Origin of the sequence: Nocardia sp. CDC159 (assembly GCF_023740735.1) — a bacterium.
Lineage (GTDB): Bacteria > Actinomycetota > Actinomycetes > Mycobacteriales > Mycobacteriaceae > Nocardia > Nocardia pulmonis.
On record NZ_JAMRXH010000011.1, the window covers coordinates 152,068 to 167,616 of the forward strand.

Here is a 15,549-nt window from a genome sequence, read left to right on the forward strand (position 1 = left end):
AAGCTACAGCGCCCGTTGCAATCCGGCCGCGACGATGATCGCTAGCGTCACCAGCGCGACCCCGCCGACGGCCATCCAGCCGATCAACCGGGCGGATTCGCCCGAGCGTGCCCTCAGCCATTCCGGCACGAACAGAATGCCCGCGGTCGCGGCGGTTCCGGCCGCGAGTCCGCCCAGATGCGCCCACAGCGAGATGCCCGGCAGCGACACGCTGATGAGCAGGTTGATCGCGATGAGCACGAGCATCTGCACCGGACTCTGCCGCAGCCGCAACAGGATCACGGTCATCGCGCCGAACAGCCCGTAGATCGCACCGGACGCACCCGCGTTGGAACTCAGGGTCGGTGCGAACGCGAGCGCGGCCGCCGAACCGCCCAGCAGCGACACCAGATACACCGCGATATAGCGCAGCCTGCCGAGCACGATCTCGCTGTCGCGGCCGAGCACATACAGCGCGAACATGTTGACCAGCAGGTGAATCGGGCCGAAATGCAGAAAGCCCGCACCCAGTACGCGAATCCACTCGCCGTGCCCGACCAGCGGCGGGAATAGCGACCAGTCCCGGAACAGGGCCGAGCGGTCGTTGTCGAAGACGCTGCCCGCCTGCGCCGCCGTGAGCGCGAAGATCGCCACATTGAGCGCGATGAGCCCGTAGGTCACCACCGGCGTCGGCCTGTCCTGCACCGGGGCCCCGGCGACCGTCCGCACCGGACGCACCTCCCCACCGGCCTGCCGCACGCAGTCCACGCAGTGCTGGCCGACCGCGGCGGTGCGCAGGCATTCCGGACAGGCCGGACGGCCGCACCGGGTGCACCCCAGCCCGGTGACTCGGTCGCGATGGCGGTAGCAGGTCGGGGCGGGCGGGTGGGGATTCACAGGCGGGTCTCGCTCAGCTGATCGTGACGGCGGAGATGACGATCGGCTCCTTGGGCCGATCGTTGCGGTCGGTCGGCGCCGCGGCGATGGCGTCGACCACCTTGCGTGAATCGGGATCCACCACCTCGCCGAAGATGGTGTGTCGCCGGTTCAGATGCGGCTGCGGGCTGACGGTGATGAAGAACTGCGACCCATTGGTCCCCGGACCGGCATTGGCCATGCCGAGCAGATAGGGCCGATCGAAACGCAGTTCGGGATGGAACTCGTCGCCGAATTCGAAACCCGGTCCGCCGCGGCCGGTGCCGGTGGGATCGCCACTCTGAATCATGAAGCCATCGATCACGCGGTGGAAGGTGACCCCGTCGTAGAACGGACCCGAGCTGCCGCCGGAGGCGTTCTGTGTGGTGTACGGGGCCGAACCATCGGCCAGGCCGATGAAGTTGCGCACCGTTTTCGGGGCGTGGTTACCGAAGAGCGAGATCTTGATGTCGCCGTGGTTGGTGTGCAACGTCGCCACGGCCGTCTGATTCGGTGAGGTCACCGCCATATCGTGCCATGTGCCGGGAGCGGCCCGGCGCTACGGCACCTGGACCGCGCCCTGCGGCGCCGAGCCGTTGGTGGAGTAACCCAGCCGGGGCGGTTCGGCGGCCGGTTGCGGGAGTTGCGGGCGCCGGTTGACCACCAGCCAGGCGACGCCGCCCGCAAGCGCGGCGAGGGTGGCGACAATGAGCCGGTTGCGCAACCGGCCGGATTCCCGAGAGCTCCCCAACAGCATGCGACCACTGTGACACAGCAACCGGGTTCGCGCAGTAAGCGCTGGTCGCCGCGGCGCGATCAGCGACTCACCGCGCGCTTGAACTGCCGCAGCGCCAACGGGACGAACACCACCATGATCGCCACCACCCAGATCAGCGTGGTCGCCACCGGATGCCGCATCGACCAGGTGTCCGGTGGGGCCGCCATCGGGTCGATATTGCCGAACAGTTCCCGGATCGCCCGGGTCACCGCCGATACCGGATTCCATTCGGCGAAGACTCGCAGCGGCGTGGGCAGCCGTTCGCTCGGCACGAAGGTGTCGGCGATGAAGGTGAGCGGGAAGATCACCATGAAGCTGGCGTTGTTGAACACCTCGGGCGTGCGCACCAGCAGGCCGACCACCGCCATCATCCAGGACACCGCGTAGGCGAACAGCAACAGCAGCAGATAGGCCAGCACGGCATCGGTCAGCGAACCGCGGATCCGCCAGCCGACCAGCAGTCCGGTCAGCGACATCACCACCAGACTGACCACATTGATCACCACATCCGCGACCGTGCGCCCGACCAGCACCGCCGACGGGGCCATCGGCAGCGACCGGAAGCGATCGATGATGCCCTTCTGCATATCCTCGGCCAGGCTCGTACCGGTGAAGGTGGCGCCGAAAACCGCGGTCTGGGCGAAGATTCCGGCGATCAGGAATTCGCGATAGGACGTGCCCTGCAGTTCGATCGCCGATCCGAAGACGAAGGCGAACAGCAGCACGAACATGATGGGCGACAGCGTCGAGAAGATCAGCACATCGGGTACGCGCTTGATCTTGATGACATTGCGCTTGGCAATGGTCACGCTGTCGGCCACCACCATGGTCGCGGAATTCATCGGGCGCCTCCCTCGCTGGCTCGCTGCAGTTCGGGTTCGTTCACGCCGACCAGCTCCTCGGCCTCGTGTCCGGTCAGGGTGAGGAAGACATCGTCCAGCGACGGACGCCGCAGGCCGACATCGTGGACGCGTACCCGGTGCGCGGTCAGTCGGCCGATGGCGTCGACCAGGGCCTGGGAGCCGTCGTCGACCGGAATGGTGATGCGCCGCAGACCCGGTTCCAGATGGATCTCCCCCGCCGCCAGATCCGCGAGCGCCCGCTGGGCCACGGCCAGAGCGTCGACGTGGTCGACGGTCAGTTCGATGCGGTCGCCACCGACCATGGTCTTGAGCTCGTCGGCGGTGCCGCGGGCGATAACCCGACCGTGATCGATGACCGCGATGGCGTCGGCCAGCCGATCGGCCTCATCCATGTACTGCGTGGTGAGCAGCAGCGTGGTGCCGCCCGCGACGAGTTCCTCGATGACATCCCACAGATCCAGACGCGCCCGGGGATCCAGGCCGGTGGTCGGCTCGTCGAGGAACAGCACCGGCGGATTGGCGACCAGCGCGCCCGCCAGGTCCAGGCGTCGGCGCATACCGCCGGAATAGCCCTTGACCGGCCGGTCGGCGGCCTCCGTGAGCCGGAACCGTTCCAGCAGTTCGCGCGCCCGCTCCTTCGCTCGCTGCACGCCGAGGTGGTAGAGCCGCCCGACCATCTCGAGATTCTCGAAGCCGGTCAGGTATTCGTCGACCGCGGCGTACTGGCCCGACGCACCGATATGCGAGCGCAGCCGCTGCGGTTCACGTAACACGTCGATACCCGCGACCTCGGCCCGGCCCGCATCCGGGGTGAGCAACGTGGTCAGCACCCGGACCGTGGTGGTCTTACCGGCCCCGTTGGGGCCCAGGAGCGCGGTGACCGTGCCCTCTGGCACCGTCAGATCGAGGCCGTCGAGGGCGACCAGCTTGCCGTATTTCTTGACGAGTCCCTCGGCGATAATGGCGTCGGGCATGTGGTTCCTGCCGTTCGTGATGGGGTGAGTGGGGTGATCCGGCCCACTGCTCGAGTCAGTATTGCCGAGGGCACCGACAACTTCACCTGTTTATGCACGTCGCCGACACGGCGGGAGGCCGCATCCCGGGGATCCGGCGGTGCTCGGGGGTGCCGGACGGGATGCGGCCGATTAGATGATCCCCCGCCTCCAACCCCACTCTCCCGAGTAGTGCGCTACCTGTCTATGCCCCACCCACCTACTCACCTCCACCCCTGCCCCTCCGACGTACCCGCGTTTCATCCCGACGCACCCGCGCCCATCGCCCCGCCCGCCTCCCTCCAGCACAATCCCCATTCCGGCGTGCCACCCCGACCGTTGCCCAGCCGCACTCTCGTCAATTCGTTCCGGCACGGGCCACCCTGACCACCCCAGGACGCCCACACCGCCCACACCGCCTTCCCGAAAGCTCACCTTCTCTTCCCGCTGGGTCCTCCCGCATGACTCTGCAGCGCACGCCCTCGCGATCCCGGCAAGTTCGCCCTCATGATCCCGGCATGTTTTCGCCGGGAGCGACACGCCCGGGATTCAGGCGGGAGCGGAGCGTCGTGACCGATCCGCACACCCCTGGCGATCGTTTGATAGTTGCCGTGAAGACGCCCGCCACGCCTGCGCCTTATCGGCGAAGGTCCGAAACGGATTGGCCCCCAAGGCATTTGGTCTTCGCGCCGGGTATCGTCCGGGACCACTCACCCTGGGCGAGGCACGGTCGCCGATCGCTCGCGGGAAAAATCTTCGGAAAGTGGCGGCCCTCATACACACACAATCGCCGATCGTCGCGTAGGATCGTTCACGTCGGCCCCTCCCCCCCGGGCCGACCTTACGCGGGCCTCGGCTAACTCCCCCCCTTCGCCGAGGCCCGCTCCTAATTTTCGGCCCGATTGTCGGGCAGCTCAGCGGGTTCAGCGCCCGGCGCGGCGCAGCACATGCGAACGCAGTCGGCTGAACCCGCGCACCCGCACGCTACGCAGATGCCGCAGGGTGAACTCCGGCTCGCCCGCCAGCCGCGCCGCCGCCACGTCGTCGATCAGCACCGTGCCCGGCCGGGCCACACCGGTCAGCCGCGCGGCCATGTTCACCACCGATCCGTACAGATCGCCGAAGCGCACCAACACATCCCCGTAGGCCAGCCCGACCCGCAGCTCCGGCGTCGTCTCCGAGGCCGCGGTCGCCTCCTGGATCGCCAGCGCGATCCGCGCGCCCTCGACAGCCTTCTCCGCCGCGAACATCACCTCGTCGCCGACGTTCTTGATCACCCAGCCGCCGTTGCTCGCGATGGCATCGGTGGTGATCGTCTCGAAGGTCTGCAGCAGCTCCGACAGCTCGTCCGGATCCAGATGCCGGGTCAGCCGCGTGTAGCCGACCATATCCGCGAAACCGACCGCCAATTCCCGCACGGTGTCACCCGTCTCGCCGGTGACCGCGCCGCCGTCCAGCGAGCGGGTCAGCGCCGCGGCCAGATGGCGCCGCCAGGCATAGGTCTGCAGTTGCTGCAGCGCCGTCACCACCTCCTCGGTGGCGGTCCGGGCGACTTCGGCCTGATCGGCCTCGGGATGGGCGGCCGACATCGACCGGATGCGAGCGGCGATCTCCTCGGCCACCAGATCCACCTGCCACTCCGCGAGCCGCGCCATGGACTGCCCGAGGGTGCGCGCCGCCGCGGACTGTCGGGGCAGCTCCGCCGACGCGAGCACGCCCAGACTCTCGAAATTGCGCACCGCCGCCACGTCGCCGTCGGTGTACTCGATCGCCGTATCGTCCGGATTGGCGGCGAATCCGAGCGAAACCCACAGCCGCCGCGAGATTTCCGAGGGCACCCCCGAGTGCTCGACAACCTGTTCCCGGTTGTACTGCCGCGGCCCGTCGAGCAGATACGGCTCCACCACCGACTGCAGCAGCTTCGACATCTCCGGGGAGCCCATACCTCGACCTTACGGGCCGCTTCGGGGACGAACCGGCTGGCAGTGATTTGTCACAGGCCGTGTCCGACCGGATGGCTTCGCAAGATGGAGTGATCATCGAACAGGAGTCGGCCGTGGAGCTGCGCCAGCTGTTCGTCCTGTGGGGAGACCTGTTGCGGATGCATCATCCGCCGCTGGCCCACCTGCCGGCGCGGACCGCCGTCCATGCCCGCACCACGGCGGCGTGGACCACGGCCGAACTCGAGCAGACGGTGACGGGATTCGCCGCCCTGCTCGACCCCCGGCAGGCCGTGCAGCTGGTAGTCGATCGCGAGGTGGACATTCGCCCGAGGTTGCCCCGAATCATCACTCCCACGGTGGTTCTGGCCAGCGGGCAGGATCGCATCATCGAGATCGACGAGCAGCGGGCGGTCGCGGCCGCGATCCCGAGGGCGGAATATCGCGAGTTCGACGCGGGGCACGCCCTGCCCGCCGAGGACAGCGCCGGATTCGTCGAGGTGGTCGCCGAATTCCTGGGCCGCCACCGCATCTCGGCGTAGCGGTTGGACGCTGGCGTATGTGTGCGCGCGCTTGAGCCATGTCGGGTCCAGGCTTTCCCGGCTGTACTCAGTACATGACCACTTCGAATACCGTCCTCGTCCTCGGCGGCACCGGCAAGACCGGCAGCCGCGTCGCCGCCCTGCTGCGGGAGCGCTCGGTGCCCGTGCGCATCGGATCCCGTTCGGCGCGAACACCGTTCGACTGGGCCGACCGGGGCACCTGGGACGCCGCACTCGCCGGTGTCCGCGCGGTGTACATCGCCTATCAGCCCGATCTGGCCGTCCCCGGCGCACCCGATGCGATCAACGCACTGGTCGGCGCCGCGCGACGGCACGGGGTCGAACAGCTGGTACTGCTGTCCGGCCGCGGCGAGCCGGAGGCCGCGGAATGCGAACAGATCGTGCGGGATTCGGGCCTGCGCTGGACCGTCCTGCGCTGCGGCTGGTTCGCGCAGAACTTCAGTGAGGGCGCGTTCGCCGATTACATCCTCGCGGGCGAGGTGGCCCTGCCCGCGGGTGCGGTGCCCGAGCCCTTCGTGGACGCCGACGATATCGCCGACGTCGCCGTCGCCGCATTCACCGAGGACCGCCACGACGGACAGGTCTACGAAATCACCGGCCCGCGCGCCCTGACCTTCGCCGAGGCGGTGGCCGAGATCGCCCGCGCGACGGGTCGGCCAATCGCCTACATCCCGATCGACCGTGCCGAATTCGTCGCGGGGCTCACCGCGTACGGCCTGTCCGCGGACGAGATCGGGCTGCTCGATTATCTGTTCGGCACCGTGCTCGACGGCCGCAACTCGCAACCGGCCGATGGGGTGCAGCGCGCCCTCGGTCGTAAACCGCGCGACTTCAGCGAGTATGTGCGGAACACGGCCGCCACGGGTGTTTGGTCCGCCGGGGCCTGACACATATGAGTTCACCGAAACCCGAATGCGCTGGTAGAAAGGTTTTATCGCCCGCGCGTTCGGGTCTCGATCGAACAAATCGGACACTCGCACATCGAGTTCTGTTTATCCACAGGATTACCCGAAATTGTGAAAATCGAGGCCCGATTACATTTGCCATTCGATAACCACTACAGTGTGATGGCGCTCCCTGGTATACATCTGAGCGGTTGCAGACTCTGACATTCGATCCACCGACTACACGAAGGGTGAATTCATGAGGATGACCCATACCCGAACCGCTGTCGCCGCGCTCGTGATGGGCGCATTCACCGCAGGCGCCGCGTTGTTCGGCTCCGGAATCGCTTCCGGCGACATCATCGATGACGCCAAGCCACTGATGACCTCGAGCTGCTCCTTCGCGCAGGTCGATGCCGCGCTGCACGATGTGGCGCCGGAGTCGGCCCAACGCCTCGATGCTGCTCCGGTGTACAAGACCATGCTGCAAATGACCCTCAGCCAGCCGTCGGATATGCGCCAGCAGGCGTATCAGCAGCTGTCTGCGGGAAAGGGGTTCATGAGCGAGCTGCTCGACGTGAGTGCCGCCAAGCCCGACCTCGGCCCGGCGCTGCGGAAGGCCGCCGAGGTCTGCCATCAGTACCCGATGCCGGGCTCGTCCACACCGGCTCGTTGAACGTTTGTCCCACCCGATCGGGCACTCGTTGACAACACCGGAAGACCCGTCGGTACCTAGGTTTTCCGGTCGTATGCTGCTCGCATCGCGGCCAACTTTCCGACACGCCGCGACGGTTCAACGAGAACATCGCCATAGTTGGCATGATCACTGTCGCTAGTCGAACACCATGGATCTGACAATGAGGAAGGAAGAAATATGCTTCTGCCCGGTGTTGGAAGTCTGCTCGGTGTCGCCGTCGCCGCTCTGGTGACTTTCGTCGGTCTGCTGCTCGGCAGCGTCGTCGCGATCCTCTGAGAGTCGCAACGGGGTGCGGGTCGAACATCTGCAGGAGGGATGTTCGGCCCGCATAACTGGCAAGTTACACATCACGCCCCATGACCGAATCCCATCTGTCGGATTTTGGCTCGCCGGTTGATATTTGGTCATGAAGCCGAGATTGGCACGGCAGTCTCCACTGCTCGATGCATCCTAAACTGACGATCAGGAAGGAAGAACAATGCTTCTGCCCGGCGTTGGAAGTCTTCTCGGTTTGGCCGTCGTTGCACTGTGCGCTTTTGTCGGCGTCCTGCTCGGTGGGGTCGTCGCCATCCTCTGACGTAACGATGGAATTCGGGTCGGACACCGGTCGGTGCCCGGCCCGAATTGCGTGAGGGGCAAGAAATTCGCAAATCAGACGAAATACGAAAGGGAAATTCCATGCTTCTGCCCGGTGTAGGCAGTCTGCTCGGCGTCGCCGTCGCCGCCCTGGTCGCTTTCGTGGGCGTGCTGCTCGGCCTGGTCGTCGCAATCATCTAGCACGATCGAATCCTCGCAAACCAAAACAACACTCTGACAGGAAAGAAGGACCAATCATGCTGCTGCCCGTCGTCGGAAGCATCCTCGGTGTTGCCGTCGCCGCTCTGGTCACGTTCGTGGGCGTGCTGCTCGGCCTGGTCGTGGCCATCATCTAGCGACACCGCAACAGCCGCTTCATCCTCACTGTCAACCAAGCAACAGAAGGAGAATCACACATGCTGCTCCCCATCGTCGGAAGCATTCTCGGCGCCGCTGTCGCCGCCCTGGTCACCTTCGTGGGCATTCTGCTCGGCGGCATCGTCGCCATCCTCTGACACACAGCCCCGACAGCGTACGACCACCCACTACATCAACGACCAACTCGTAAAGGATCACGACTTATGCTGCTCCCCCTTGTCGGAAGCGTTCTCGGTGTCGCCGTTGCCGCCCTGGGCACATTCGTGAGCATCCTGCTGGGCGCGCTGATCGCCATAATCTGACGTTCCATACGAAAAAGCGGGTCGGTCGCCATCCGGAGGGCGACCGACCCGCTTCGTTTCTGCCGGAATTCGTTACGCCATACCGAGTCCGCGCGCCAGCACCGGCCAGGACCGCTTCAGGCTGTCCTCCCAGTAGCCCCAGGAGTGCGTGCCCGAGCTGTAATCGAAGGTCGCCGGGATGTCGAGCGAGGCGAGCTTGGCCTCCAGATTGCGGGTGCAGTAGTTGGTGGCGGCCTCGATCACCCCACCCGCGATGATCTGCCCCATCAGACCGCGTACTCCGCCGGGCACATGCGGTCCGTCCAACACCTCGTGTTTGCCGGGCATGCCGTCGCCGGAGGAGATGTAGAGATCGAGCCCGCGCAGCTTCTCGGCCTGCTCGTAGGGATCGTTGGCCTTCCACTCCGGGGAGCCGGCCTCGCCCCACATATTGGTGATGGTGCCGTGCCCGTAACCCTCCACCACGGCATTGACGAAGTTCGCGCCGATCGGATCACTGGTCTGGGCACAGCCGCTGTAGGCCGCGACCGCCCGGTAGAGCCCCGGCTTGGCGATGGGCAGCGTCAGTACCGAGGTGCCCGAGGTCGAGATGCCCGCGATCGCGTTGACGCCGTTGGCATTCAGGGCGGCATCGATCAGCGGCGGCAGTTCCTCGGTGAAGTAGGTCTTCCACTTGTTGCGGCCCAGAACCAGATCGTCCTTGATCCAATCGGTGTAGTAACTGAATTGGCCGCCCATGGGCAGAATCAGGTTGACGTTCTTGTCCGCCATGAATTCCCGGACGTCGGTCTGGGCCTGCCAGGAGGCGATGCTCATCCCGCCGTCGGCGCCCGCCAGCAGATACAGGCTGGGCCGGGGCGTGGAATTGTCGGCGGGGAGCTGGACTTCCACGGGGAAGGTGCGATCCATGGCGGCCGAATGCACCTGAAGGCGCACATTGCGCTCATCGATGGATTCGACTCCGACGATGCGGGAACCATCCGGAGCGGTGGCAGTGGTGACGATCCGGCTCGCCGAATCCATCGGCGCGGCGGAAACATTAGTCGCCCCGGCCGCGGCCAGCGTGCCCAGAAATAGTCCGGACAACGCTAGATTGGCCGCGGCACGGAGACGACCGGAACTGGACATATCGGCCCTCGGGGTCATTGTCATGCCCAAGCTTTTAGCATCACTGTTACGACCCCGCACGCACCGACACGGTGCGCGAGAAATATCCGATCAGGCCAATCCGAGGCCGCGGGCGAGCACCGGCCAGGAATTCTTCAGCTCATCCTGCCAGTAACCCCACGAATGCGTTCCGGCGGTGTAGTTGACGGTCGCCGGAATCCCCAGGGAGGCAAGCTTCTTCTCCATGTTGCGGGTGCAGTTGTTGGTCGCCGCCTCGATCAGGCCGCCGATGATCAACTGATTCGCCAGGCCGTCCACACCGGGCAGCGAGCGCGGGCCGTTGAGCACGTCGTACCGGCCGGGCAGGCCGTTTCCGGAGGACAGGTAGAGCTCCACACCGCGCAATTTGTCGGCCTGCTCGTAGGGATCGTTGGCCTTCCATTCCGGCGATCCCAGTGGGCCCCACATGTTCTCGACGTCGCCGCCGCCGAAGGCATTGATGATGCCCTTCACGAAGGTTGCGCCCACCCGGTCGCTGACCTGAGCGCATCCGCTGTAGGCGGCCGCCGCGCGATACAGGCCGGGCTTCGCGATCGGCAGCGCGAGCACCGAGGTGCCGGAGGTGGAGATGCCCGCGATCGCGTTGACGCCGTTGGCGTTCAGCGCAGCGTCGATCAGCGGGGGCAGTTCCTCGGTCAGATAGGTCTTCCACTTGTTGCGGCCCAGGACCGGATCGTCCTTGTCCCAATCGGTGTAATAGCTGAACCGCCCGCCGATCGGCATGACCAAATTGACGTGTTTGTCCGACATGAACTGCCGCACATCCGTTTGCGCCTGCCACGATGCGGCATTTGTGCCGCCGTCCACACCGCTGAGCAGATAAAGCGTGGGCGCGGACTGCGACATATCCGCCGGGCGCTGCACCTCCACCGGGAAGGTGTTGTCCATGGCGGCCGAGTACACCTGCAGGCGAATATTGCGATCGTCGATACGCTCGACATCGGTAATCTTCGAACCGTCTTCGGAGACGATCCGGGCGGCAAGGCGTTCCGGATGCGCACCCGGATCCGCCACCGCGGCCGGTCCCCCGAGTGCCGTCAGCACGCCGGCAAACAATCCGGCCACCGCGACATTCGCCACGGCCCGCGTACAGCGGGAGGCGAGTGTTTCTGCGCTTTCGGTCCAATTCATGCGCACAAGCTACCAACATCGCAATTCCCCGTCACCGCAACGACACACCCGATCGGGGCGGCACGACGAATAATCCGAAATCGCCGTGTCGAGTTCTCCGGATTCGTACCGGACTGCCTGACATGACCGATTACGCGCGCACAGCAGCCCGAATATGTTTGTCGTGCTGGCACTTCCGAGACCAAGATCGAATCTCACTCTGATCGACTCCGCCGCCCCCTGTCCGCCCCGCGGTCGGACGCGCACCGGCACTGGTTCGTCGATTCGAGGTCGGTGGTACTACGACTGCGGCGCGGCCGGTGCGATCACATGAACCGGCCGCGGCATCGAGACCGCTGGCCGAACGGTCAGCGGGAACACATTGATGGTGGAGCCAAGGGGAATCGAACCCCTAACCCCTGCCTTGCAAAGGCAGTGCTCTGCCAATTGAGCTATGGCCCCTTGGGAGGCTGAGCGGGCAGGCTCAGCGGGTGGTTACCTGATGCCACATGTCGGGCTCGTTGCGCTGGCGGAACTTGCCGATCGCGAAGACGACCGCCGCCACAACTGCGAGCGTGAGGATAAACTTCATGAATCCCACCCTACTGTGATCGACGGGGAGTGGGCCTAGGAGGACTTGAACCTCCGACCTCTTCGTTATCAGCGAAGCGCTCTAACCGCCTGAGCTATAGGCCCTCATCGAGGTCCGGGGGTACAACCCGAACCGAGGCACGAGATTACCGTACGGCGCCCCCGAAAACCAAAACGGCCGGTCCCGGGCTTGCGGGACCGACCGTCGGGCACGGTGGATCAGTCCGGATCGGCCAGGGTGACCTGGATGCCGCCGACCAGATCGGTGCACTGGTTGTAGATGAAAACGCCGACCGTGGACAGCGCCGTGAGCAAGACCACATTGATGATGCCGACCACGGCCGCGTAGCCGAAGACCGTACCGGCATCGATCAGGGCGGTCGAGGAGGAGTTGTTGTCGGAGACCATATCGGTGAAGGTGCTGTTGAGGCGGTCCCACACACCCATGCCCGAGAGCACGATGTAGAGGAAGCCGACCGCCAACATCCACACGAAGAACATGGCCACGCTGATCACCAGCGACACCTTCAGCGTGGACCACGGGTCGATGTGGCGCACCTGCACGGTGGCCCGCAGCGGCTCACCCGTGGTGACCGCCTGGGCGACCGCCACCGGCACCGCGGGCGAGATCGGCACCGCCTGCGGGCCGTGCGCGCCGGGCACCTCGGCGGTCGGCGGCAGCGGATGACGCAGCTCCGACAGGTCCGGCATGTCCTTGACCAGTTCCGGCCGGGCGATGCTGCGGGTGGGTCCGTCGATGCCGACGGACTTCACCATCGCGGCCTCCTTGCGCGCCGCCTTCGCCGCCAGGTCCGCTGTGGTCCGGGCGTTGCTCACACCACCGCCCAGGCCGCCACCGGTATTGAGACCGACCGGATTCGCCGGCGGCCGCCCGGCCACCGGCGCCTGACCCGGCCGGTTCAGGTTGGACTGCGGTTCGCGCTGCGGCAGCTGCGACCACCCCTCCTCGAACCGGGCGGCGCCGCCCTCGGCGGATTCGGGCGCCTCCGCGCGACCCTCCTGCGCCTTGGCGGCCTTGGGATCGCTTGGCTTATCGGACATTTCGGGCGCATTGCCCTGTCCGTTGTCGCCGGACGCCCCCGGCCGCGGGATCGGTCGCGGCGGAATCGGGGACGGCGCGATTCGCTCGGTCACACCGTTGGCGTGGTGCCGCTCGTCATTCGGCTGGTTCGGAGTGGTCAATTGGGGATCCTTCAATCCGTCGTGCCGCCGCTGCCTGTGGAGAAACTACTTCTCGGAACCGCTGGTGTCTTCTTCGCCGGAAACCTGATCGGGCTCATCGGCGTTTCGTGCGATCGCAAGCAACGTATCGCCCTCGCCGAGGTTCATCAATCGCACGCCCTTGGTCTGTCGGCCCGCCTTGCGCACCTGATTCGCCGCCGTCCGGATGACACCACCGCCGGAGGTGATGGCGTAGAGCTCATCCTCGTCGTCGACGATGAGCGCGCCCACCAGACTGCCACGCTTTTCGTCGTACTGGATAGTCAATACACCTTTACCCCCGCGGCCCTGCGCGGTGTACTCCTCGATGGCCGTGCGCTTGGAGTATCCGCCGGAGGTGGCCACCAGCAGGTAGGTGTTCTCCCGGACCACATTCAGCGACAGCAGTTCGTCGTCGGCGTTGAACCGCATGCCCTGCACGCCCGAGGTGGCCCGGCCCATCGGCCGCAGCACCTCGTCGTTGGCGGCGAAGCGGATCGACTGACCGTGCGCCGAGACCAGCAGCAGGTCGTCGTCGGCCGAACACAGTGCGGCGCCGACCAATTCGTCGCCGTCGCGCAGGTTCACCGCGACGATGCCACCGGAGCGGTTGGAGTCGAAATCGGTCAGCTTGGACTTCTTCACCAGACCGTTCTTGGTGGCGAGCACCAGGTAGGGCGCGTCCTCATACGATGAGATCTGGATGACCTGGGCGATCTTCTCGTCCGGCTGGAAGGCCAGCAGATTCGCCACGTGCTGGCCGCGCGCGGTCCGGCTGGCCTCGGGCAGCTCGTAGGCCTTGGCGCGGTACACCCGGCCGAGGTTGGTGAAGAACAGCAGCCAGTCGTGGGTCGAGGTGATGAAGAAGTGCCGGACCAGGTCGTCCTGCTTGAGACCCGCGCCCTGCACGCCCTTGCCGCCGCGCTTCTGGCTGCGGTACAGGTCGGTCTTGGTGCGCTTGGCGTAGCCGGTCTCGGTGATGGTGACGACCACGTCCTCGCGGGCGATCAGGTCCTCGTCGCTGACCTCGCCGTCGGCGGCGATGATCCGGGTGCGGCGATCGTCACCGTGCTTGTCGACGATCTCGGCCAGCTCGTCGCGGACGATCGCGCGCTGCCGCTCCGGCTTTTCCAGAATGTCCTTGTAGTCGGCGATCTCGAGCTCGATCTTGGCCAACTCGTCGATGATCTTCTGGCGTTCCAGGGCGGACAGGCGGCGCAGCTGCATGTCCAGGATCGCGGTCGCTTGGATCTCATCGATCTCGAGCAGCTGCATCAGGCCCGTGCGCGCGGTTTCGGTGTCGGCCGAGCGCCGGATCAGCGCGATGACCTCGTCGAGCGCGTCGAGCGCCTTGACCAGACCACGCAGGATGTGGGCGCGCTCCTCGGCCTTGCGCAGCCGATAGCGGGTCCGCCGGACGATGACGTCCAACTGGTGGGTGACGTAGAGCCGGATCATCTGATCCAGGCGCAGCGTGCGCGGCACACCGTCGACGATCGACAGCATGTTGGCGCCGAAGCTGGTCTGCAGCTGGGTGTGCTTGTACAGGTTGTTCAGCACGACCTTGGCGATCGCGTCACGCTTGATGGTGACCACGATGCGCAGGCCCACGCGGTCGGAGGACTCGTCGTGGATGTCCGAGATGCCCGCGATCTTGCCGTCCTTGACCTGCTCGGCGATCGAGTTGATGAAGTTGTCGGTGTTGACCTGGTACGGCAGCTCGGTGATGACGATGGTGGTGCGACCGCGGTTGTCCTCCTCGATCTCCACCACACCGCGCATGCGGATCGCGCCGCGACCGGTCCGGTAGGCGTCCTGGATGCCCGAGGTGCCGACGATCAGGCCGCTGGTCGGGAAGTCCGGGCCCTTGATCCGCTCCATGCAGGCCTCGAGCGTGGACTCCTCGTCGGCGTCGTGATGGTCCAGCGCCCAGAAGATCGCCTCGGCCACCTCGCGCAGGTTGTGCGGCGGGATATTGGTGGCCATACCGACGGCGATGCCGCCGGAACCGTTGATCAACAGCTGGGGAACGCGGCTGGGGAGAACCACCGGCTCCATCGAGCGGCCGTCGTAGTTCGGCGTGAAATCGACCGTCTCCTCGTCGATTTCACGCAGCATCTCCATGGCCAGCGGCGTAAGACGGCATTCGGTGTAGCGCATGGCGGCCGGGCCGTCGTTGCCGCGCGAGCCGAAGTTGCCCTGGCCGTCGACCATCGGATAGCGCAGCGACCACGGCTGGGCCATGCGCACGAGGGTGTCGTAGATCGAGGCGTCACCGTGCGGGTGGTAGTTGCCCATGGTCTCGGCGACCGGGCGGGCCGACTTCACATAACCGCGGTCGGGGCGGTAGCCGTTGTCGTACATCGCGTAGAGCACCCGGCGGTGCACCGGCTTGAGGCCGTCGCGCACCTCGGGCAGCGCACGGCCCACGATCACGCTCATCGCGTAATCGATGTAGCTGTTCTGCATCTCGTGCTGGATGTCGACCGGTTCGATGCGGTCGCCGCCGCCGTTGGGCGGCAGGGTGGTCTCGGTCATGGAATCGTCTCCGTTTGAAGTCTTCGTGGCCCTCGGTTATTCGTCGTTCCGGCGC

Annotated in this window: 14 protein-coding genes and 2 tRNA genes; 3 read left to right on the forward strand and 13 right to left on the reverse strand. The window is 66.0% G+C overall.

The window, feature by feature from the left end:
• Positions 1–3 precede the first annotated feature (3 nt).
• The 6 genes from NDR87_RS23695 to NDR87_RS23720 all read right to left on the reverse strand — a co-directional run bounded on the left by NDR87_RS23695 (position 4) and on the right by NDR87_RS23720 (position 5,470).
• On the reverse strand, positions 4–876 hold the full coding sequence (locus NDR87_RS23695) for a rhomboid family intramembrane serine protease (protein WP_251915480.1): 873 nt from the start codon (positions 874–876) through the stop codon (positions 4–6).
• A 13-nt stretch (positions 877–889) separates the two neighbouring features.
• On the reverse strand, positions 890–1,417 hold the full coding sequence (locus tag NDR87_RS23700; RefSeq protein WP_308212140.1) for a peptidylprolyl isomerase: 528 nt from the start codon (positions 1,415–1,417) through the stop codon (positions 890–892).
• A 36-nt stretch (positions 1,418–1,453) separates the two neighbouring features.
• On the reverse strand, positions 1,454–1,651 hold the full coding sequence (locus tag NDR87_RS23705; RefSeq protein WP_251915484.1) for a hypothetical protein: 198 nt from the start codon (positions 1,649–1,651) through the stop codon (positions 1,454–1,456).
• 59 nt (positions 1,652–1,710) lie between these two features.
• Complete coding sequence (locus tag NDR87_RS23710) at positions 1,711–2,514, reverse strand: ABC transporter permease (protein WP_251915486.1); 804 nt, start codon at positions 2,512–2,514, stop codon at positions 1,711–1,713.
• Positions 2,511–3,509: an ATP-binding cassette domain-containing protein gene (locus tag NDR87_RS23715; RefSeq protein WP_251915488.1), complete on the reverse strand. Its 999-nt coding sequence runs from the start codon at positions 3,507–3,509 to the stop codon at positions 2,511–2,513. Before NDR87_RS23715 ends, NDR87_RS23710 begins: the two co-directional genes overlap by 4 nt.
• Before the next feature lie 941 nt (positions 3,510–4,450).
• Positions 4,451–5,470, reverse strand: a complete 1,020-nt coding sequence (locus NDR87_RS23720; RefSeq protein ID WP_251915490.1) for an adenylate/guanylate cyclase domain-containing protein — start codon at positions 5,468–5,470, stop codon at positions 4,451–4,453.
• 71 nt (positions 5,471–5,541) lie between these two features.
• Here NDR87_RS23720 and NDR87_RS23725 point away from each other — a divergent pair, with 71 nt between their 5' ends.
• The 3 genes from NDR87_RS23725 to NDR87_RS23735 all read left to right on the forward strand — a co-directional run bounded on the left by NDR87_RS23725 (position 5,542) and on the right by NDR87_RS23735 (position 7,590).
• Entirely contained in the window at positions 5,542–6,009 is a 468-nt protein-coding gene (locus tag NDR87_RS23725; RefSeq protein WP_251915492.1) for an alpha/beta fold hydrolase, read from the forward strand.
• A 74-nt stretch (positions 6,010–6,083) separates the two neighbouring features.
• A complete protein-coding gene (locus NDR87_RS23730) occupies positions 6,084–6,917 on the forward strand; it encodes an NAD(P)H-binding protein (protein WP_251915494.1) in 834 nt (277 codons plus the stop codon).
• 256 nt (positions 6,918–7,173) lie between these two features.
• Complete coding sequence (locus NDR87_RS23735) at positions 7,174–7,590, forward strand: hemophore-related protein (RefSeq protein WP_251915496.1); 417 nt, start codon at positions 7,174–7,176, stop codon at positions 7,588–7,590.
• A 1,349-nt stretch (positions 7,591–8,939) separates the two neighbouring features.
• On the opposite strand, the gene NDR87_RS23740 is transcribed toward NDR87_RS23735, so the two are convergent.
• From NDR87_RS23740 to gyrA, 7 genes are all read right to left on the reverse strand, one after another.
• The gene (locus tag NDR87_RS23740; protein ID WP_372494293.1) at positions 8,940–9,995 is read right to left on the reverse strand and encodes an alpha/beta hydrolase; all 1,056 of its coding nucleotides are present in this window, start codon (positions 9,993–9,995) and stop codon (positions 8,940–8,942) included.
• A 90-nt stretch (positions 9,996–10,085) separates the two neighbouring features.
• Entirely contained in the window at positions 10,086–11,165 is a 1,080-nt protein-coding gene (locus NDR87_RS23745; RefSeq protein WP_251915500.1) for an alpha/beta hydrolase family protein, read from the reverse strand.
• A 365-nt stretch (positions 11,166–11,530) separates the two neighbouring features.
• Positions 11,531–11,606 (reverse strand) — tRNA-Ala (locus tag NDR87_RS23750).
• 22 nt (positions 11,607–11,628) lie between these two features.
• Positions 11,629–11,736 carry a DLW-39 family protein gene (locus NDR87_RS23755; RefSeq protein ID WP_251915502.1) on the reverse strand — a complete coding sequence of 36 codons (108 nt, stop codon included), beginning with the start codon at positions 11,734–11,736 and terminating at the stop codon, positions 11,629–11,631.
• Positions 11,737–11,766: 30 nt separating this feature from the next.
• A tRNA-Ile gene (locus tag NDR87_RS23760) sits at positions 11,767–11,840 on the reverse strand.
• Between the two features lie 114 nt (positions 11,841–11,954).
• Positions 11,955–12,938 (reverse strand): DUF3566 domain-containing protein, encoded by a 984-nt coding sequence (locus NDR87_RS23765; RefSeq protein WP_251915504.1) that lies wholly within the window; start codon positions 12,936–12,938, stop codon positions 11,955–11,957.
• A 45-nt stretch (positions 12,939–12,983) separates the two neighbouring features.
• Complete coding sequence (gyrA, locus tag NDR87_RS23770; protein WP_251915505.1) at positions 12,984–15,494, reverse strand: DNA gyrase subunit A; 2,511 nt, start codon at positions 15,492–15,494, stop codon at positions 12,984–12,986.
• Between the last annotated feature and the right edge of the window lie 55 nt (positions 15,495–15,549).

Bases quoted from the DNA above. Each gene is read 5' to 3' on its own strand.
- NDR87_RS23705 (WP_251915484.1), bottom strand. From the start codon at position 1,651: ATGCTGTTGGGGAGCTCTCGGGAATCCGGCCGGTTGCGCAACCGGCTC.
- NDR87_RS23710 (WP_251915486.1), bottom strand. From the start codon at position 2,514: ATGAATTCCGCGACCATGGTGGTGGCCGACAGCGTGACCATTGCCAAG.
- NDR87_RS23725 (WP_251915492.1), top strand. From the start codon at position 5,542: ATGGCTTCGCAAGATGGAGTGATCATCGAACAGGAGTCGGCCGTGGAG.
- NDR87_RS23720 (WP_251915490.1), bottom strand. From the start codon at position 5,470: ATGGGCTCCCCGGAGATGTCGAAGCTGCTGCAGTCGGTGGTGGAGCCG.
- NDR87_RS23745 (WP_251915500.1), bottom strand. From the start codon at position 11,165: ATGAATTGGACCGAAAGCGCAGAAACACTCGCCTCCCGCTGTACGCGG.
- gyrA (WP_251915505.1), bottom strand. From the start codon at position 15,494: ATGACCGAGACCACCCTGCCGCCCAACGGCGGCGGCGACCGCATCGAA.
- NDR87_RS23755 (WP_251915502.1), bottom strand. From the start codon at position 11,736: ATGAAGTTTATCCTCACGCTCGCAGTTGTGGCGGCGGTCGTCTTCGCG.
- NDR87_RS23730 (WP_251915494.1), top strand. From the start codon at position 6,084: ATGACCACTTCGAATACCGTCCTCGTCCTCGGCGGCACCGGCAAGACC.
- NDR87_RS23740 (WP_372494293.1), bottom strand. From the start codon at position 9,995: ATGTCCAGTTCCGGTCGTCTCCGTGCCGCGGCCAATCTAGCGTTGTCC.
- NDR87_RS23715 (WP_251915488.1), bottom strand. From the start codon at position 3,509: ATGCCCGACGCCATTATCGCCGAGGGACTCGTCAAGAAATACGGCAAG.
- NDR87_RS23735 (WP_251915496.1), top strand. From the start codon at position 7,174: ATGAGGATGACCCATACCCGAACCGCTGTCGCCGCGCTCGTGATGGGC.